Source organism: Streptomyces sp. NPDC050997, from assembly GCF_040660135.1.
Lineage (GTDB): Bacteria > Actinomycetota > Actinomycetes > Streptomycetales > Streptomycetaceae > Streptomyces.
This window is the reverse complement of record NZ_JBFAGK010000013.1, coordinates 78523-97532: the sequence shown is the minus strand read 5'-3', so window position 1 is coordinate 97532 and position 19010 is coordinate 78523. Positions and strand designations below refer to the sequence as shown.

Sequence of the window (19010 nt, the reverse complement as noted above, 5' to 3'; positions counted from 1 at the left end):
TCGGTCGCAGGCATGCGGTTGCTCGTCGTGGTCATGCGGTCAGTAAAGCAGACCTATGGATCCGACCAAGAACCGCTGTCCGTATGACGGACAGCGGTGGACTGCTGTCAGTCCCGCACGGAGATCTCGACACCCTCCGCGGTGACCAGCACGGACAGCGCGGACAGGTCGTTCACCACGAGATCGGCGGTCAGCTCGTGGGCCTGGTGGGTTGTGGCCAATGCCACGGTGGTCATTCCGGCCGCGCGGCCCGCCTGGAGTCCGGCCGGCGCGTCCTCGAAGACGACGCATCGGGCCGGGTCGACGCCCAGGTGGCGGGCGGCGAGGAGGTAGGGCTCGGGGTCGGGCTTGCCGCGCGTGATGTCCTCGGCGACGATCAGGGTCTTGGGGAGGATGCCGACGGCGTCGAGGCGGGCCTCGGCCAGCCGGCGGGTGGCGGAGGTGACGACGGCCCAGCGGTCGGCGGGCAGCGCGTCGAGGAGGGCCCGGGTGCCGGGCAGCAGGTGGACCCCGTCGTTCGGTACGTCCTCCACCTCCAGCTTCTCGATCCGCGCGACGGCCTCCTGGACCAGGTCGGCGGGCAGCAGATCGGCGGCTATCTCCGCGGCCGGCCGCCCGTGCAGCTCGACGCGGGCGAACTCCTCGACGGTGATCCCGTACTCCGCGGCCCACCGTGTCCAGCAGCGGTCCACGGAGGCGAGGGAGGAGACGAGGGTTCCGTCGTTGTCGAAAAGGAGGGCTTGGGCGTGGATCTTCATGCCATCGACCCTACGGTGCGCCCCGGGGGCGACGGCATCGGGTCTTTTGGCCCGTAATAGGGTCGCGGCATGCTTGATGCCCTGACGCTGGTGACCGGCGTCGCCGCACTTGTGCTGGCCGCGTGGTGCGGCTGGGCCGCGTACCGTGATCAGCCGACGAAGGACTGGCACTTCATCGCCATGGCCGTGGTGTCGGTACTGGCCCTGGTGCAGCTGGTGATCGGGATCGTGCAGCTGGCACGGGGCGAGAAGCCGGACCAGGGCACGACGATCTTCGTGGCGTATCTGATCGGTGCGTTCGCGTCCGTCCCCGCCGCCGGGTTCATGTCGCTGGCCGAGCGGACCCGGTGGGGATCGATCACCGTGGCGGCCGGCGGTGTGGTGCTGGCGGTGCTGGAGGTGCGGCTCTATGACATCTGGGGAGGCTGAGATGACGGCCACGCGGGAGAAGCCGGCGCGCAACCGGCTGATCAGTGGGCCGGGGACGCTGCTCGTGTGGCTGTACGGCGTGATGGTCGTCGGCGCGGTGTCGCGCTCGGTCTACCAGATCGCCACGGATTTCGACCGGGCGCCGCTCGCGTACTCGCTGTCCGCCGTCGCGGGGTTGGTGTACGGGTTCATCACGTACTCACTGGTGCGGGGTGGGGAGCAGGCGCGCAGGGCGGCGTTGGTGTGCTGCGGCGCGGAGCTGGTGGGGGTGCTGACCGTCGGCACCTGGGCGTTGGTCGATCCATCCGCTTTTCCGGACCAGACCGTGTGGTCCGACTACGGGATGGAGTACCTCTTCATTCCCGTGATCCTGCCGATCTCCGCGCTGTACTGGTTGCGGAAGGCCGCGCGGCACGGGGAAGCCGCCTGACGGTTGTCGGGCGGCATCCGGTCGTCCGTGGCTGGTCGCGCAGGGCTCCCGGGGCCCCTCAAAGGCAGGCTGTCATGCCGTCGCCGCGTAGGCGCCCGCCGGCTTTTCGAGGACGATCATCTCCACGCCGTCCGCGCCCTGGGCCGTGCCCACCGTCTGGTAGCCGACCCGGCGGTACAGGCCGAGGTTGCTCTCGCTGCGGTGGCCCGTGTGGAGGCGGAAGCTGGTGGCGCCGCGCTCCCCGGCCAGCGCCGACTCGGCCGCGCGCAGCAGCCGCGCGCCGATGCCGTGGCCCTGGAGGCGAGGGTGGACGCAGAGCCTGCCGATGGAGGCCGAGCCGTCGTCGATGACCCGGCCACGCACCGAGCCGACCACCTCGTCGCCCAGCCGCGCCACGAAGACGCAGTCCGTGGCGACCTCTTCGCGGAGCTCGTCCAGGGTCTGGACGAGCGGATCGATGCGGTAGTTGCCGTACAGCGCCGCCTCACTCTGGAAGCACAGGTACTGCAGCTTGAAGATCTGCTCCGCGTCCTGCTCGGTCGCCGCAGAGATGGTCACGCTCATGCCCATGTGCGCACGCCTCCCGCTCACCTGATCGCCTGTTGTTCCTCACTCCTATCCCCGCACTCCGTGGGCCGCAACCACCGGCGCGAGTAAACGACGCAGACATCCCAGGCATCTGGAACGTTCCGGGCCGAGACTGCCCTGTGAGATACCCAACTCCCCCGCGATCTCGCGGTAGGTGAGGTCCCTCGGCGACAGGAGCGCCTCCATCAGACGGGGGCAGCGGCCGGGCAGACGGCGTACGGCGTCGCGCAGGTCCCGGCGACGGGCGGCGGCCAGGGCCAGTTGTTCGGGGGTGCGCTCTGAGTCGTCGACCGGCTCGGCCCTGTACTGCCGTTCGAGGCGGTGCGTACGGCGGGTGCGGCGGGACTCGGAGCGGACGGCGCGGCGCAGCCAGCCCTGCGGGTCGAGGGGCGGCCCCTGGGCGTCGAGGCGCTCCAGGAGACGGAGCCAGACCGCCTGCTCCAGGTCGCCGGGCTCGGTTCCGGTGGCATGTGCCTCCGCGGAGGCCTCGGCGGTGAGCAGTGGGCGCAGGGAGGCGAGCAGGTCGTGGGTCATATGCGGAGCGACGCGGCCGTCCGGGCGGCGGGTTGCCCGGACGGCCGGTGGTTCACCCCAACCGGGGCCGTCGGCTCAGCCGTTGACGAAGTCCGCGCGGGCCAGCAGACCGGTGTCCGGGTTGTCGGTGAAGACACCGTCGATGCCGGTGGCGAAGTAGACCTGGAAGGCGCCGAAGACGTCGCCGTAGGCGTCCGCGTCCGTGCCCTTGCGGAAGTCCGCGGGCAGGAAGGGGTTCTCGTTGCGCATGGTGTACGGGTGCAGCACCAGGCCGACGGCGTGCGCGTCCTTCACCAGGGTGGTCGGCGTGGTCAGCCGGCCGTCGGCGTCCTTCGGGATGACCAGGTCCAGGGTCGGGCCGATGCCGTGGGCGTAGCCGGCGATCTCCCTGAGGCCCTTGCGGGTGACGAGGTCGGCGACCGTGCGCGGGTCACCGGACTCGACGAAGTCCCAGGGGCGACTGCCGGCCGAGGACAGGAGCACCGCCAGCGGGTTGTCGACCAGCTTGTTCAGGCGCTGGATGCTGGTCGGCTCGAAGGACTGGATGATGACCGGCGAGTCGCGCTTGTCCTTGCCGTGCTTGCGCAGCAGCTTGGCGACCCGCTCCTCCAGGTTCAGGCCCAGCTTGCGGAAGTACGTGGGGTGCTTGGTCTCGGGGTAGATCCAGACCTGCCTGCCGCGCTTACGGGTCTGCTCGTCCTGCCACTTCAGTACCTCTTCGAAGGTGGGGATCTCCCAGCGGCCGTCGTAGAGGGTGTTGTGCGGGCGGTTGGCCGGGATGCGCTCGATCGCGCGGAGCGTCTTCAGCTCGGCGAGGGTGAAGTCCTCGGTGAACCAGCCGGTGGTGGAGACGCCGTCGAGGACCTTGGTGGTCCTGCGGTCGGCGAACTCGGAGTGGTGCGCGACGTCCGTGGTGCCGCCGATCTCCGGCTCGTGGCGGCAGACGAGGTGACCGTCCTTGGTGGACACCAGGTCGCCGGCCTCGACGATGTCGGCGCCCAGGTCGAGGGCCAGCTGGTAGGAGCCGAAGGTGTGTTCGGGGCGGTAGCCGCTCGCGCCCCGGTGGCCGATGATCGTGGGGACCGGCAGGCTCCGCACTCCGCCGCCTTGTCCCGCGCCCGCCGCTCTCGCGGTGCCGGACAGTCCGAGGACCGCTCCGCCCGCGCCGAGCACCGCCGCCCCGAGCAGCGCCCGGCGTCCCGTGCGGGCCTGCTCTGTCGACTCGTACTGCGACTCCTGAGTTGCCATGAGCTCCCTCTCCGCCGTCGGCTCGTGATTGCGCGCTGATCGTAGGTGCGCGCACATGGCGGGCGGGAGACCCGCGGCGGAACACGCGGGTGACACCGGATGTCAGATGGGAACAGATGTCTGACGACTCGTCGGCTTCATGGCCGTGGTGCCGGGTACGCGACCTCTGTCACATCGTTCCGGCCGGGTTTCCGCCGGGCAACGGCGTGCCATCGCAGGTAAACCAGCGTCAACAGTACGTAAGACCTCGGTGAACCCGACGTGCCCGATGTGCGCGAGCCCCCGGACCGCGAGTAATGTCCTCACCTGCACAGACTCATACAGATTCGCTCGCCATCTCTTGACACCGGAGGGCCCGTTGTCCCGCTTCGCGCTCATCAAGGCAGTGCTCGGACCGATCATGCGCCTGATGTTCCGCCCACAGGTGGAGGGCGCGGAGAACATCCCGGGCGAAGGTCCGGTGATCCTCGCCGGCAACCATCTGACGTTCATCGACTCGATGATCATGCCGCTCTTCTGTGACCGGCAGGTCTTCTTCATCGGCAAGGACGAGTACGTCACCGGCAAGGGCGTCAAGGGTCGGCTGATGGCCTGGTTCTTCACGGGCTGCGGCATGATCCCGGTCGACCGGGACGGCGGGCGCGGCGGTGTCGCCGCGCTGATGACCGGCCGTCGGGTGCTGGAGGAGGGCAAGGTCTTCAGCATCTACCCGGAGGGCACCCGCTCTCCCGACGGCCGGCTCTACCGGGGCCGTACGGGCATCGCCCGACTGGCCATGATGACCGGCGCGCCCGTCGTGCCGTTCGCCATCATCGGCACGGACAAGATCCAGCCCGGCGGGGCCGGCTTCCCGCGCCCCGGCCGGGTCACGGTCCGCTTCGGCGAGGCGATGGAGTTCTCCCGCTACGAGGGCATGGACCGTGACCGCTACGTCCTGCGGGCCGTGACCGACTCCGTGATGACCGAGGTCATGCGGCTGTCGGGGCAGGAGTACGTGGACATGTACGCCACCAAGGCGAAGGCGGCGTAGCGGTCCGCTGGGGGCGGAAGTTTGCGGGCGGTGGCCGTGTGTCGTCGTCTGCGGGTTCGTTGTGGCTGGTCGCGCAGTTCCCCGCGCCCCTGAGGGGCGTTGGTCGCGCCCTTGGTCGCGGCCACGCGGCGGGAGCCGCACATCGGCACAGCCCCGCGCCGCCAAGGGCACCTGTCGCGGCCACGCGGCGGGAGCCGCACGTCGGCACAGCCCTGGGCCCCTATGGGGCGCTGTCCAGATGTTGGTCGCGGAGTAGGAACCATGCTGCTATCGCCGCCGTGAGGAGTACCGCCGCGCCGGCCCCTGTTGCCAGGGTGAGGCCGTCCACGAAGGATGTTCGGGCTGCGTTCAGGAGGGTCTCCGAGGTCTGGGGCGGTAGGGCCGCCGCCGCCTCTACCGCTCCGCCGAGCGACTCGTGGGCCTGTGGCGGTGTGCCCGCCGGGCCCGTGAAGTCGCGGTAGACGGCCGTGACGATGGAGCCGAGTACGGCGATGCCGAGGGCGGCGCCGAGTTCGTAGGCCGTCTCCGAGACCGCGGACGCGGAGCCCGCTTGTTCCTTGGGTACGGAGCCGAGGATCACGTCGGCGGTCACGGTGAAGGAGAAGCCCGCGCCGACGCCGACGACCAGGAGGGCGGTGCCGAGGAGCGGGTAGCCGGTGGACTGGTCGATGACGGTGAGCGAGGCCAGGGCGAGGCCGACGGCCGCGAGTCCGCCGGAGACGACGGACCGCACCGAGAAGCGCCGAGCCACGGAGCCGGCGATCAGGCCCGCCACCACCGCGCCGACGGCGGCGGGCAGTTCGGCCAGACCTGCCTCCAACGGGCCCCTGCCCTGCACGAGTTGCAGGTACTGGGAGAGGAAAAACACCAGCCCCGACAGTCCGAGGATGGTCAGCAGGTCGGCCAGCACCGCGCCGCTGAAGCCGCGATCGCGGAACAGCCGCATGTCCAGCAGCGGGCTCGGCAGGGTGAGCTGACGGCGTACGAAGCCGTGCAGCGCGCCCGCGCCGAGCAGGGCCGAGGCGAGCGTCTCCCAGGTGATGCCGTGGGTCGCGGCCTCCTTGACCGCGTACACGATGCCGATCACGCCGACCAGCGACAGGACGACACTGCGCAGGTCCCACGGACCGGGACGCGGATTCCGGGACTCGGGCAGCAGCTTGATGCCGACGAGGACCAGGACCACCATCACGGGCAGGTTGATCAGGAAGACCGACCCCCACCAGAAGTGTTCGAGCAGGAAGCCACCGACGATCGGACCGATCGCCGTTCCCGCGGACGCGGTCGCGCCCCAGATCCCGACGGCCAGGCTGCGTTCGCGCCGGTCGTGGAAGAGGTTGCGGATCAGCGCCAGCGTGGCGGGCATCAGGGTCGCGCCGGCGACGCCCAGCAGGGCCCGGGCGACGATCATCAGCTCGGGTGTCGTGGCGTAGGCGTTGAGGACGGAGATCGCCCCGAACGCGGTGGCGCCGACGAGCAGGATCCGCTTGCGGCCGATGCGGTCGCCGAGGCTGCCCATGGAGACCAGCAGGCCGGCGATGACGAAGGAGTAGACGTCACCGATCCACAGGAGCTGGGTGCCGGTGGGCTTCAGGTCCTCGCTGATGTAGGGAGTCGCGAGACCGAGGACGGTCGCGTCGACGGCCACCAGCAGCACGGCGAGCACGAGGACGGACAGCGCCAGCCACCGGCCGGGACGCTTCACCGCCTCGGTCAGGTTCGCCGGCTGCAGGGTGCTGGTCATGATTCCTCTCTCCGGGGTTCGTCTCGTCGCAGTGCGCCGCCGAGCAGCAGCTCGGTGATCATGTGGGTGAAGTCATTGGGGGCGACCCTGCCGTCCGTCACCGCCCAGGCACCGGCGGCCATCAGGCCGTAGAGCGCCTCGGTGAGCCAGCCGGGGGTCAGGTCGATGCGGAACTCGCCGGTCGACTGGCCGCGCCGGAACAGCGCGGCGATCCGGGCGTCCAGGCGGGACCAGCCCGCGTTCTGTTCCTCGCCCTCGAACAGCTGGTTCTCGCTGTAGAGGAAGGCGAGCAGTCCGGCGGCGCCTTCGAGCTCCCGCACGAATCTGCGCAGGGCCTCCTGGGCCGGGCCGTCGTCGAGCCGGGCCGCGACCGTCGCCGCCTCGCACTCCTCGATGCCGAGCGCCTCCAGCGCCCGGACGAGCGCGTCGCGGCCGGCGAACTGGCGGTGCAGTGTGGCCCGGCTGATCCCGGCCGCCTTGGCGACCTCGTCCATGGTCGCGGTGGATTTGCGGGTCAGCAGGGCCGCGGCACTGCGCAGCACATGGTCACGATCGACAGTCATGAGACAAGAGTAGACCATATGAGACAACTGTGTCTCACCATAGGCATGCGTGACTCATCACCACAGGTCTACGAGGGTGTCCCTCAGTGCCAGGGCAGCTGCCCGCGCGTGTCCCAGTAGGCGTGCGGGTCCTCCACCAGCGTCGCCAGGCGCGCGAGCTGCTCCTCCTCCAGGTCGACCACCGCCGCGTGCAGGTTGGACGCGAGCTGGTTGACCGTGGCGGCGCCGGAGAGCACCACACCGGCCCAGGGCTGACGCAGGACGAGTGCGAGGGCGACCGCGTCACAGCCCAGGGAGGTCGCCGCGGCCACGGCCTTCAGGGCGTCCGGTGCGTGGGGTTCGGCCAGGCGCCCGTTGGCCATGCCCTCCTTGACGATCACCGTGAGACCGGCGTCGTGCGCCTCGGCGAGGGCCGGGCCGGCCGAGGTCTCCAGGGCGTTGTAGGTGGACTGGACGGTACGGAAGAGGGGCTCGCCGTCGACGGTCACCGCGAGCGCGGCGCGGATGGCGTCGGCCTGCGCGGGGCCGCTGGTGGAGAAGCCGACGCTCACTCCCTGGGCGGCCGCCTCGGCCAGCTTCGCGTGGAGTTCCTTGTCGGTGAGGGCCGGACTGTCGGGGGTCACCGAGTGGATCTGGTAGAGGTCGAGCCGGTCACCGAGCAGGTCGCCGGTCTCCGCGCGCTGCCGCTCGTACGTCTGGACGCCATGGTCCTTGACCTCGTGCCGTTCGGCCTCGGTGCTCCAGCCCGCCGTATAGGTGTAGCCCCACTTGCTGCCGACGACGACGTCGTCGATGTCGGGCCGGGCGTTCAGCCAGTCCGCGAGGAACTCCTCCGAACGGCCGTAGGAGCGGGCCACGTCGAAGTAGCGCACGCCCTGGGCGTGAGCGGCATCGAGAAGTTCGTGGGTGCGGGCGCGCAGGGCCTCGACACTGCGGACGGGCGGCAGGTCCTGGTCCCGGCCGAGGTTGATGTAACCGGGGCGGCCGACGGCGGCTAGACCCAGGCCGATGTGGCAGGTGGGGGTCGTTGCTGAGGCCAGTCGGGCGAAGGGCATCGCGAGCTCCGTTCGGTCGGCTCCTTACGGCTTGCGACCAACGTACCCGTGATGCCCCGGCCTCACCCGACCTGCTACTTCTTGGCGTTGGCCCACGCGTGCTGAGCCGCCACGTCCGTCTGGACCTCCGCGAGCTGGACGGCGACCGCGCTGGGCGCCGTACCGCCGCGGCCGTCGCGGGAGGCGAGCGCGCCCGCGACGTTCAGGACGGACCGCACCTCGGGGGTCAGATGGGCGGAGATCTTCGCGAACTGTTCGTCGGTCAGCTCGTCGAGCTCCTTGCCCTCGGCCTCCGCGACCTTGACGCACTCACCGGCGACCTCGTGCGCCACCCGGAACGGCACGCCCTGCTTGACCAGCCACTCGGCGATGTCGGTGGCGAGCGAGAAGCCGGCCGGGGCCAGCTCCTCCATGCGCTCACGGTGGACGGTGAGGGTGGCGACCATGCCGGTGAAGGCGGGGAGCAGCACCTCCAGCTGGTCGCAGGAGTCGAAGACGGGCTCCTTGTCCTCCTGGAGGTCGCGGTTGTACGCGAGCGGGAGGGCCTTGAGCGTGGCCATCAGGCCGGTCAGGTTGCCGATCAGACGGCCCGACTTCCCCCGCGCCAGTTCGGCGATGTCGGGGTTCTTCTTCTGCGGCATGATCGACGAGCCCGTGGAGAACGCGTCGTGCAGGGTCACGAAGGAGAACTCCTTCGTGTTCCAGATGATGATCTCCTCGGAGATCCGGGACAGGTTGACGCCGATCATCGCGGTGATGAAGGCGAACTCCGCCACGAAGTCACGGGACGCCGTGCCGTCGATGGAGTTGCCGACGCTGCCGTGCTCGAAGCCGAGGTCCTTCGCCACGGCCTCCGGGTCCAGGCCCAGGGAGGAGCCGGCCAGGGCGCCCGAGCCGTACGGCGACACGGCCGTCCGCTCGTCCCACTGACGCAGGCGTTCGGCGTCCCGGGACAGGGACTGCACGTGCGCGAGGACATGGTGGGCGAAGAGGACCGGCTGGGCGTGCTGGAGGTGGGTGCGGCCGGGCATCGCCACGTCCGGATGGGCCTGGGCCAGGCCGATCAGCGCGTCCTGGAGGTCGGCGATCAGACCGCCGACGATCCGCGCGTGGTCCCGCAGGTACATCTTGAAGAGCGTCGCGACCTGGTCGTTCCTCGACCGTCCCGCGCGCAGCTTGCCGCCGAGGTCGGGGCCGAGGCGTTCCAGGAGACCGCGCTCCAGGGCGGTGTGGACGTCCTCGTCGGCGATCGTGCCGACGAAATCGCCCGCGGCGACATCCGCTTCGAGCTGTTCGAGCCCGGCGAGCATCCGGGTCAGCTCGTCCTCGGTGAGCAGGCCCGCCTTGTGCAGCACGCGCGCGTGGGCGCGCGAACCGGCGATGTCGTAGGGCGCGAGCCGCCAGTCGAAGTGGACGGACGCGGACAGCTTCGCCAGGGCCTCGGCGGGACCGTCGGCGAAACGGCCGCCCCAGAGCCGTACGTCACCGCTGTTGCTGCTCACTTGCGTTGCTCCTCGGAGATGGTGGATGTGCGACCGCCTCCCCGCAGACGGACAGGGAGGTGGTCATCACGCTACTGCTTAGGCGAGATCCCGCTGCGCCGCGATCTTCGACGACAGGCTGTAGATGTCGATGAAGCCCTTGGCCGCGGCCTGGTCGAAGGTGTCGCCGGTGTCGTAGGTGGCGAGGTTGAAGTCGTACAGCGACGACGCGGAGCGCCGACCGGTGACGACCGCGCGGCCGCCGTGCAGGGTCATCCGGATGTCGCCGGAGACATACTGGTTGGCCTCGTCGATGAAGCCGTCCAGGGCGCGCTTGAGCGGGGAGAACCACTGGCCGTCGTAGACCAGTTCGCCCCAGCGCTGCTCGACCTGCCGCTTGTAACGGGCGAGTTCGCGCTCGACGGTGACGTTCTCCAGCTCCTGGTGGGCGGTGATCAGCGCGATCGCACCCGGAGCCTCGTACACCTCGCGGGACTTGATGCCCACCAGGCGGTCCTCGACCATGTCGATCCGGCCGACGCCCTGGGCGCCGGCGCGCTCGTTGAGCTGCTGGATGGCCTGGAGCACGGTGACGGGCCTGCCGTCGAGAGCGACCGGGACGCCCTCCTTGAAGGTGATGACCACCTCGTCGGCCTCGCGCGGGACGGCCGGGTTCTCGGTGTACTCGTAGATGTCCTCGATCGGGGCGTTCCAGATGTCCTCCAGGAAACCCGTCTCGACCGCGCGTCCGAAGACGTTCTGGTCGATGGAGTACGGGGACTTCTTGGAGGTCGCGATCGGGAGCTGCTTCTCCTCGCAGAACGCGATGGCCTTGTCACGGGTCATCGCGTAGTCGCGGACCGGGGCGATGCACTTGAGGTCGGGGGCGAGGGCGACGATGCCGGCCTCGAAGCGGACCTGGTCGTTGCCCTTGCCGGTGCAGCCGTGGGCGACCGTGGTGGCCCCGTGCTTCTGGGCGGCGGCGACCAGGTGCTTGACGATGGTCGGCCGGGAGAGCGCGGAGACCAGCGGGTAGCGGTCCATGTAGAGGGCGTTGGCCTTGATCGCCGGGAGGCAGTACTCCTCGGCGAACTCGTCCCGGGCGTCCGCGACCTCGGCCTCGACGGCTCCGCAGGCGAGCGCGCGCTTGCGGATGACGTCCAGGTCCTCGCCGCCCTGGCCGACGTCGACCGCGACGGCGATGACCTCGGCGCCCGTCTCCTCGGCGATCCAGCCGATGGCGACGGAGGTGTCCAGTCCGCCTGAGTAGGCGAGTACGACGCGCTCGGCCACGGGATCCTCCTCCACACTGCATTCACTGACATGCATGAGTATGCAGAACTCTGCATGATTCGTCAATCCAGGCGCGGAGATGGCGGAGCTGCAGGAAATTTGCCGGGCCTTTGAACGCTAGAAACCGCTTACTCGTACCTCTCGCCGAACGCAGGCGCCGCGTTCTGTCAACGACGAGAACCCCCCGACCCGAGTGAGGCATCCGCATGTCCAGGGCTCTTCCGAAGTACAACAAGCGTCGCGTCGCGTTGATCGGCGGCGCCGCCGCGGTAGTACTCTCCGGCGCGGTGATCGCCGGCTCCGCCCTCGCCGGGGAGACGCCCGGTTCGTCGAAGAGCGGCAGCACGAACGCCAAGACGCTGGCCGACCCGGGCTCCATCACCTGCCCGGACGTCGCCTCCCAGCTGCCGGCGATCCCGGCCTCGGCGCAGGCCGAGGTGGACCGCAACCTGGCCCTCCTGCAGACCCAGCTCGACGAGGCCAACAAGCGCCTGGTGGACACGGTCGGCCAGGGCGGGGCGAACTTCGTCCAGAACGCGATCCTCGGCCCGCTGGAGGACAAGCGCATCTCCACCGTCAACCGCATCGCCACCGCGATCGGCCGCACCGCCGAGAAGCCCGAGGGCCTGGACGCCCTCGCGCCCTGCACCCTGAACGGCGGGGGCGCCGCCGAGGCCGGCGAGGAGGCGGGCGCGGGAGCGGAGGCCGGCGCGGGCGAGGAGGCCGGTGCCGGTGAGGAAGCCGGTGCCGGTGAGGAAGCGGGCGCGGAGGCCGGCGGCGAGGCCGGCGCGGCGGGGACCATCAGCTGCCCCGACGTCGCCTCCCAGCTGCCCGCGATCCCGGCCTCCGCGCAGGCCGAGGTGGACCGCAACCTGGCCCTCCTCGACACCCAGATCCAGGAGGCCAACAAGCGCCTGGTGGACACGGTCGGCCAGGGCGGGGCGAACTTCGTCCAGAACGCGATCCTCGGCCCGCTGGAGGACAAGCGCATCTCCACCGTCAACCGCATCGCCACCGCGATCGGCCGCACCGCCGAGAAGCCCGAGGGCCTGGACACCCTGGCCGCCTGCACGCTCAACAAGTGACGTGACAGGCGCCGCGGCCGCCCCGTGTGAGCGCCGGCCGGGGCGGCCGCGGACGTCTTCATGAGGACGTCTTCACGAGGACGTCTTCACGAGGACGTCTCCAGGAGGGCACGCCCATGCGGGCGTTCCCACGGAGACGTCCTCGTGGCGTGGATACCGGAATTCCTTAGACAGACAAAAGACTTGCCCCCATAATCGTTAGACATGGGAAAGACTTATGAGCGCATAGACGGCAGGCTGCGCACGTTCATCGAGGCGCAGCCCCTCTTCTTCACCGCGTCCGCCCCCCTCTCCGGCGACGGCACGGTCAACCTCTCCCCCAAGGGACTCAAGGGCTCGTTCGTGATCCTCGACGAACTCACCGTGGCCTACCTCGACTTCGCCGGGTCCAACGCGGAGACGATCGCGCACCTGCGGGAGAACGGCCGGATCACCCTCATGTGGTGCGCCTTCCAGGGCCCGCCGAACATCGTGCGCGTACACGGCCGCGGGGAGCCGGTCTTCCGCGACGACCCGCGCTTTCCCGACCTGCTGGCCCGCTTCCCGGACATCGACCCGACCCCGCACGGACTGCGCGCCGTCATCGTCGTACGGGCCGAACACATCCGCGACTCCTGCGGGTTCGCGGTGCCCCACATGTCGTACGACGGGGACCGCGACGTGCATGCCAGGCGTTTCGCGCGGGAGGACGACGCCTCGCTCAGTGCGTACTTCACCAAGAAGGAGCACATCGCCACGAGCCTGGACGGGCTGCCGGGGCTGCCACTGCCGTTGCGTCCGATTTAGTGCATTTTATTTGATCTATACGCACACAACCTCCTTGTCGATATTGACGGAATTCTCCCCTCCGCCGTGTATGCGTGCCTAGCCTGGCCGCACGAACAGATGGGGGATTCATGTTCCGACCGACGCGCGAACCTCAGAGCAAACGTCATGTCCGCACCTCGTACTTCGTGGTCGGCGAGGGCATCCTCGCCGACTCCGGGGAAGAGGGCCCGGCGCAGCCGTCGACGGCGTCCACCGTCGCGGCCCTGCGCAAGTTCCAGTTCTCCCGGCTGGGCCCGCCGGCCAAGCCGGCCCAGCTGCTCGACCGGCCCGCCCGCGAGGAACTCGCCCAGGCGATGACCAAGGCCGGTCCGCAGCCCGACTCCAACAACCCCGCAGTGCCGGCGGGCTTCACCTATCTCGGCCAGTTCGTTGACCACGACCTGACCCTGGACGCCACGGCGGTACGGCTGGAGGACGAGGTCACCGTCCGTCAGCTCCTGCAGGGCCGGTCCCCGGCGCTCGACCTGGACAGCCTCTACGGCCTCGGACCGGACCACCGCTTCGACCGCCGGTTCTACGAGGACGACGGTCTGCGGCTGCGCACCGGCACCACCCAGGGGCTGCCCGCCCCCGACAACGACCACATCGTCGGCCTGCCCCTCGGTGGGTTCGACCTGCCCCGGGTGGGCCAGGGCTCGCTGATCTCCGAGCGGCGCCGCCCGCTCATCCCCGATGGGCGCAACGACGAGAACCTCGTCGTCGCCCAGATCCACAGCGCCTTCATCCGGTTCCACAACCGGGTCGTGGCCGATCTGGTCGGCAAGGGCGTGTCGAGCGCGGTGCTGTTCGAGACGGCACGCGAGACGGTGGTCAAGCACTACCAGTGGATGCTGCGGCACGACTTCCTGACCCGGATCGTCGACCCCGGTGTCGTCGACGAGGTGTTCACCAAGGGCCGCAGGTTCTTCGAGCCGGCTCCGGGCGAGCACGAGCGTCCGACCATGCCGATCGAGTTCTCCGTGGCCGCATACCGGCTCGGCCACAGCATGGTGCGCGGCGCCTACAACTGGAACCGGATCTTCGACAACGGCGCGGGCACCCTGCCACTGCTCTTCCGTTTCACCGGCACCAGCGGCATTCTCTCGCCGCCGCCCGCCGACGCGGGCGACCCCGAGGCGGGCACCTTCGAGCGGCTTCCCACCAACTGGATCGCCGACTTCCGGCGCCTGTTCGACTTCCGCGAGGCGGGCCGCGACGACCTGGGGGTGCCCGCGGAGAAGTTCAACCTCGCCAAGCGGATCGACACCCAGCTGGTCAATCCGCTGGCCGATCTGCCGCTCGGCTCGTTCGGCGGACGTGGCGCGCCCGCTCCGGACCCGATCGAGCTGAACCTGGCCTTCCGCAACCTCACCCGGGCGAACATGATGAGCCTGGCGACGGGTCAGCAGATGGCCAAGTACCTCGGGGTGAAGCCCCTCCTGCCGTCCGACTTCGAGAACGGCGGCGGAACCCAGCTCAGCGAGGGACTCCGCAAGCAGCTCGCCGCCAACTGCCCGCTGTGGTTCTACATCCTGCGCGAGGCCGAGGTGAACGGCAGCGGGCGGCTGACGGGCGTCGGCGGGCGCATCGTCGCCGAGGTCTTCCACCGCGCCATGGAGGGCAGCCGGTACTCCATCGTGCGGGACCCGTTCTGGCGGCCCTTCCTCAGCCCGGTCGCGGACCGGAACGCCAAGGACGTCTTCGAGATGACCGACCTGATGCTGTACGCCTTCGAGGGCCGGGCGGATCTGCTCAACCCGTTGGGTGACTGAGCGCGGACCGTCCGGAGAGCGGCGGCGGCGGATCGGGGCAGGCCCGAACGGGTCAGTCCGGCTGCCGCCGCCGCTGCCTCGCCGTAGGTTCACCACCATGCGTCCCGCTGCCGTCGCCGCCCTGGCCCTGGTCTCCGCGTCCCTGTTCGCCGTCGGTGCCGCGCCCGGCGGCGGTCCGACACCGCCGCTGCCCGCGCGCATGGCGGACACCGGCGGCGGCAGGCAGCTGATCACCGCGGTGGCCCCGAACCCGGGCTCGACCTCGGGCACGGTGACGTGGTGGAGCAAGCGGAACGGGCAGTGGGTGGAGGCCGGTTCGGCGGCGGCCCGCTTCGGGGCGAAGGGGCTGGTCGAGGGGGCCGCGCGCAGGCAGGGGACGAACACCACGCCCACGGGGCTGTACGAGCTGCCGTACGCCTTCGGGATCAAGGGGGCGCCGGGTGGGACGACGTACCGGTACCGGGCCGTGCGGCAGAACTCCTGGTGGTGTCAGGACAATGACTCCCGGCGCTACAACCGGTGGGTCGAGCCGCGTCCGGCGGATTGCCGCGCGGCCGAGTCGGAGCGGCTGATCGCCTACACCAGGCAGTACGCGTACGCGTTCGTCATCGGGTTCAACTACGCCGAGCCGGTTCGCGGGCGCGGGGCCGGGATCTTCCTGCATGTCAACGGGAGCGGGGCGACGGCCGGTTGTGTGTCGGTGCCCGCGGACGCGATGCGGCGGATCCTGCGGTGGGCCGAGCCCGGGAAGCGGCCGCACCTGGCGATCGGAACGCGCAGCGGGCGTACGGGGATCACCCGCTACTGAGCCGGATGTGAACACGAGTACGGGTTACCGCCAGTCACTCAGTCTGCACGGGACTCTGTGGTCGGCTGAACACACGGGCGTCGCGGCACGTATCTGTGGGCCAAGGGACCACCTCACCACCCCCCTTGCCCCGTCCCCGGAGGAATCGTGACCACGACGCTCGCAGGCGGCCGCGCCGCCCGCCGCCAGACGATGCGCCGCATCCGCCCGCGCCGCTCACCGGCGACCCTGCTGCTGCTCGCCGTGTGGGCGGGCGCGGCCGGTGTGCTGTGGCTGTGGTGGGCCAACACCCCGTCGATCAGCGACAACAACGGCAAGATCCTCAACGCGGGCCGGATCACCGGTCTGCTCGCCGGGTACCTGATGGCGCTCGTGGTGCTGCAGATGGCCCGGGTGCCCGCGCTGGAGCGCCGGGTGGGCTCGGACCGGGTGGCGCGCTGGCACGCGATGAGCGGCCGGTACACGCTGTGTCTGACTGTCGCCCATGTCTTCCTCATCATGTGGGGCTACGCCCTCCAGGCCGGCAAGGGCCTCGGCGACATCGTCCAGCAGACCATCGACTCCATCAACCAGCTGCCCGACATGGGCAAGGCCGCCATCGGCACCGGCCTGCTGTTCTTCATCGGGCTGATCTCGATCGGCCCGGTGCGCCGCCTGATCCCGTACGACACCTGGTACCACGTGCACCTGCTGACGTACGCGGCGGTGTTCCTGACCTTCTGGCACCAGCTGACCACCGGCAACGACTTCGCCGTCGAGCCCGTCGCGAAGACCGTCTGGTACGCGCTGTACGGGTCGGTGACGGCGCTGGTGATCTGGTACCGGATCCTGACCCCGATCCGGCTGAACCTGCGCCACCGCATGTACGTCGAGGCGGTCATCGAGGAGACGCCGGGCATCGTGTCGGTGCTGATCGGCGGGCGGAAGCTGCACCGGATGGGTGCGGAGGCGGGCCAGTTCTTCCGGTGGCGGTTCCTGGCGCCGGGGATGCGGTTCAGTTCGCACCCGTACTCGCTGTCGGCGGCGCCCCGCCCCGGCATGCTGCGGATCACGGTGAAGGCGATCGGCGACCACAGCGAACGGCTGCGCGAGCTGACTCCCGGCACCAAGGTGTGGGCCGAGGGTCCGTACGGCGCGATGACCGCGTCCCGCCGCAGCCGGGGCAAGGTGCTGCTGGTCGCGGGCGGTGTCGGGATCACCCCGATGCGGGCGCTGTTCGAGACGCTGCCCGGCGCGGCCGGTGACATCACCCTCCTCTACCGGGCCAACAGCACCCAGGACCTGGCTCTGTGGGACGAGCTCTCGACCATCGCGGACGAGCGCGGGGCCCGCCTGATGTACGCGGTCAACAGCCCGGACGGGGAACGCCCGGACATCTCGGCGGACCGTCTGCGGCAGAAACTGCCGGACATCGAAAAGCACGACGTCTTCATGTGCGGGCCGACCGGCTTCGCGCAGTCCGTGTACGAAGCACTGCGCGGCGCGGGTGTGCCCGCCCGCCGCATCCATCACGAGTCGTTCGAGATGTGAGCGACGGGATTCAGGAGCTGTTGAAGCGATGAGGAAGAGTCACCCCGTCCGACGTGTCGTGCTCGCGACCGCCGCCACCGTCTCCGGCGTCGTGCTGCTGCTGTCGCTGAAGCCGTCCTCCGACCCGGCCTCCGCCGCGGCCGGCGGTGCGGCGACCCAGCCGCCGGTGGCACAGGAGTCGGCCCAGGGCGGCGCCCAGGCCGCCGGGACCGGCACGGTCACCGGGGACGCGGCCCAGACGCAGTACGGCGCCGTCCAGGTCCGGCTGACCATGGCCAACGGCAAGATCACCAAGGCCGAGGCGGTCCAGGCGCCCAAGGGCGGCACCAGCGACCAGAAAACCGCCCTCTCGGTGCCCAAGCTGAACCAGGCGGCGGTCACCGCGCAGAGCGCGGACATCGACTCGGTGTCCGGGGCCACGTACACCAGCACCGGCTACAAGCAGTCGCTGCAGTCGGCGCTGGACAAGGCGAAGGCGGCGGCGTCCCAGGGCGGTTCCGGGCAGGACCAGGGCGCGGGCAGCGCCCAGGCCGCCACGACCGTCACCGGCAGCGTCGCGCAGACCCAGTACGGGCCGGTCCAGGTCCGTATCACGGTCGCCGGCGGGAAGATCACCAAGGCCGAGGCGATCCAGGCGCCCGAGGGCGGCACCAGCGCCCAGAAGACGGCTCTCTCGGTGCCCAAGCTCAACCAGGAGGCGGTGGCGGCCGGCAGCGCGGACATCGACTCGGTGTCCGGGGCCACGTACACCAGCACCGGCTACAAGGAGTCCCTCCAGTCGGCGCTGGACCAGGCCGGTGGCTGACACGGTGGCTGAATCGGCACAAGCTCCCGCCGCGGTACGTCATGCGGAGGAGGTCATGGGGACGGTCTTCTCCTTTGACGTCCGCGGCGGGGATCCCGAGGCCGTCCAGGCGGCCCTGCGGGACGCGGTGGCCGGACTGCACCGGGTGAACGAGGTGTTCAGCACCTACCGCGACGACAGCCAGGTGTCCCGGCTGGCGCGGGGCGAGCTGACCGTCGAGGAGTGCGATCCGCTGGTCGCCGAGGTGCTCGAACTGGGCGCCGAGGCGGAGCGGACGAGCGACGGCTGGTTCAGCATGCGCTACGAGGGCCGCCTCGACCCGACCGGCGTCGTCAAGGGCTGGGCCGCGGAGCGCGCGGCGCGGCGGCTGGCGGACGCCGGGGTGAGCGGCGTCAGCGTGAACGGCGGCGGGGACGTCCAGTTGCTGGGCGTTCCCGGTCCGCAGCGGCCGTGGCGGGTCGGGGTGTCGGACCCGCTGCGACCGGGCGGCCTGGCGGCCGTCGTGTCCGCGGCGGGTGCCGCCGAACTCGCGGTGGCCACCTCCGGCACGGCCGAGCGCGGCGCCCACATCGTCGACCCCAGCACGGGCCGCTCGGCGGTCACCGACCTGGTGGCGGTGACGGTGGTGGCCCCGCGACTGACCTGGGCGGACTGCTGGGCGACAGCGGCGTTCGCGATGGGATCCCGGGAGGCGCTGGCCTGGCTGGAGTCCCTCCCGGACGTGGAGGCACTCCTGATCACGGCAGGCGACGAGGTGCGCTGCACGGGGGGCCTCGCCGCGCGACTCGGGTGAGCGAGTCCCCTCGGGGGGCGCGGGGCGATGTCCGATTCCCCGCGTGAGCGCGGAGGGGTACGCGAGCCCGCCCTCGGGGCGCGGAGCGGCGTGCGGCTCCCTCGCATGAGCGCGGAGCGGTGTACGAGTCACCCGCGTGGGCGCGGAGCGGTAGGCGAGCCGGCCCTCGGGGCGCGGAGCGGCGTGCGGCTCCCTCGCATGAGCGCGGAGCGGTGTACGAGTCACCCGCGTGGGCGCGGAGCGGTAGGCGAGCCGGC

Annotated in this window: 19 protein-coding genes; 10 read left to right on the top strand and 9 right to left on the bottom strand. The window is 70.5% G+C overall.

The genetic code is table 11. From position 1 onward, the window contains the following. Positions 1–107 precede the first annotated feature (107 nt). Complete coding sequence (locus AB0H86_RS27485; RefSeq protein WP_362444149.1) at positions 108–758, bottom strand: HAD family hydrolase; 651 nt, start codon at positions 756–758, stop codon at positions 108–110. 69 nt (positions 759–827) lie between these two features. Between AB0H86_RS27485 and AB0H86_RS27480 the strand changes: the two genes are divergently transcribed. Both AB0H86_RS27480 and AB0H86_RS27475 read left to right on the top strand, forming a co-directional pair. Next, positions 828–1187, top strand: a complete 360-nt coding sequence (locus AB0H86_RS27480) for a hypothetical protein (protein ID WP_362444146.1) — start codon at positions 828–830, stop codon at positions 1185–1187. A gap of 1 nt (position 1188) precedes the next feature. Then, complete coding sequence (locus tag AB0H86_RS27475; protein WP_362444143.1) at positions 1189–1617, top strand: hypothetical protein; 429 nt, start codon at positions 1189–1191, stop codon at positions 1615–1617. A gap of 72 nt (positions 1618–1689) precedes the next feature. Here AB0H86_RS27475 and AB0H86_RS27470 read toward each other — a convergent pair whose 3' ends face one another. The 3 genes from AB0H86_RS27470 to AB0H86_RS27460 all read right to left on the bottom strand — a co-directional run bounded on the left by AB0H86_RS27470 (position 1690) and on the right by AB0H86_RS27460 (position 3987). Next, positions 1690–2187 (bottom strand): GNAT family N-acetyltransferase, encoded by a 498-nt coding sequence (locus AB0H86_RS27470; protein ID WP_362444140.1) that lies wholly within the window; start codon positions 2185–2187, stop codon positions 1690–1692. Between the two features lie 45 nt (positions 2188–2232). Further along, positions 2233–2739 carry a sigma-70 family RNA polymerase sigma factor gene (locus AB0H86_RS27465; protein ID WP_362444137.1) on the bottom strand — a complete coding sequence of 169 codons (507 nt, stop codon included), beginning with the start codon at positions 2737–2739 and terminating at the stop codon, positions 2233–2235. 75 nt (positions 2740–2814) lie between these two features. Further along, the gene (locus AB0H86_RS27460) at positions 2815–3987 is read right to left on the bottom strand and encodes a glycerophosphodiester phosphodiesterase (protein WP_362444135.1); all 1173 of its coding nucleotides are present in this window, start codon (positions 3985–3987) and stop codon (positions 2815–2817) included. A 400-nt stretch (positions 3988–4387) separates the two neighbouring features. On the opposite strand from AB0H86_RS27460, the gene AB0H86_RS27455 reads away from it, so the two are divergent. After that, positions 4388–5017, top strand: a complete 630-nt coding sequence (locus AB0H86_RS27455; protein ID WP_362444484.1) for a lysophospholipid acyltransferase family protein — start codon at positions 4388–4390, stop codon at positions 5015–5017. Positions 5018–5237: 220 nt separating this feature from the next. Here AB0H86_RS27455 and AB0H86_RS27450 read toward each other — a convergent pair whose 3' ends face one another. From AB0H86_RS27450 to AB0H86_RS27430, 5 genes are all read right to left on the bottom strand, one after another. After that, the gene (locus AB0H86_RS27450) at positions 5238–6761 is read right to left on the bottom strand and encodes an MFS transporter (RefSeq protein WP_362444132.1); all 1524 of its coding nucleotides are present in this window, start codon (positions 6759–6761) and stop codon (positions 5238–5240) included. Beyond that, positions 6758–7324, bottom strand: coding sequence for a helix-turn-helix domain-containing protein (locus AB0H86_RS27445; protein WP_362444129.1), 567 nt, complete (start codon positions 7322–7324; stop codon positions 6758–6760). The genes AB0H86_RS27450 and AB0H86_RS27445 overlap by 4 nt, the downstream gene beginning before the upstream one ends. An 83-nt stretch (positions 7325–7407) precedes the next feature. Then, on the bottom strand, positions 7408–8379 hold the full coding sequence (locus AB0H86_RS27440; protein ID WP_362444126.1) for an aldo/keto reductase: 972 nt from the start codon (positions 8377–8379) through the stop codon (positions 7408–7410). Between the two features lie 74 nt (positions 8380–8453). Further along, positions 8454–9881, bottom strand: a complete 1428-nt coding sequence (gene argH / locus AB0H86_RS27435) for an argininosuccinate lyase (protein WP_362444123.1) — start codon at positions 9879–9881, stop codon at positions 8454–8456. Between the two features lie 78 nt (positions 9882–9959). Continuing rightward, positions 9960–11153: an argininosuccinate synthase gene (locus AB0H86_RS27430; RefSeq protein WP_362444120.1), complete on the bottom strand. Its 1194-nt coding sequence runs from the start codon at positions 11151–11153 to the stop codon at positions 9960–9962. A gap of 206 nt (positions 11154–11359) precedes the next feature. On the opposite strand from AB0H86_RS27430, the gene AB0H86_RS27425 reads away from it, so the two are divergent. From AB0H86_RS27425 to AB0H86_RS27395, 7 genes are all read left to right on the top strand, one after another. Continuing rightward, positions 11360–12238: a hypothetical protein gene (locus AB0H86_RS27425; RefSeq protein WP_362444117.1), complete on the top strand. Its 879-nt coding sequence runs from the start codon at positions 11360–11362 to the stop codon at positions 12236–12238. A gap of 204 nt (positions 12239–12442) precedes the next feature. After that, positions 12443–13024, top strand: a complete 582-nt coding sequence (locus tag AB0H86_RS27420; protein ID WP_362444114.1) for a pyridoxamine 5'-phosphate oxidase family protein — start codon at positions 12443–12445, stop codon at positions 13022–13024. 110 nt (positions 13025–13134) lie between these two features. Continuing rightward, a complete protein-coding gene (locus AB0H86_RS27415; RefSeq protein ID WP_362444111.1) occupies positions 13135–14817 on the top strand; it encodes a heme peroxidase family protein in 1683 nt (560 codons plus the stop codon). Between the two features lie 97 nt (positions 14818–14914). Next, positions 14915–15625 carry a L,D-transpeptidase family protein gene (locus AB0H86_RS27410; protein ID WP_362444108.1) on the top strand — a complete coding sequence of 237 codons (711 nt, stop codon included), beginning with the start codon at positions 14915–14917 and terminating at the stop codon, positions 15623–15625. Positions 15626–15772: 147 nt separating this feature from the next. Continuing rightward, positions 15773–17155: a ferredoxin reductase family protein gene (locus tag AB0H86_RS27405; protein ID WP_362444106.1), complete on the top strand. Its 1383-nt coding sequence runs from the start codon at positions 15773–15775 to the stop codon at positions 17153–17155. Between the two features lie 28 nt (positions 17156–17183). Then, a complete protein-coding gene (locus AB0H86_RS27400) occupies positions 17184–17960 on the top strand; it encodes an FMN-binding protein (RefSeq protein WP_362444103.1) in 777 nt (258 codons plus the stop codon). Between the two features lie 55 nt (positions 17961–18015). Continuing rightward, a complete protein-coding gene (locus tag AB0H86_RS27395; protein ID WP_362444100.1) occupies positions 18016–18753 on the top strand; it encodes an FAD:protein FMN transferase in 738 nt (245 codons plus the stop codon). Positions 18754–19010: the final 257 nt, after the last annotated feature.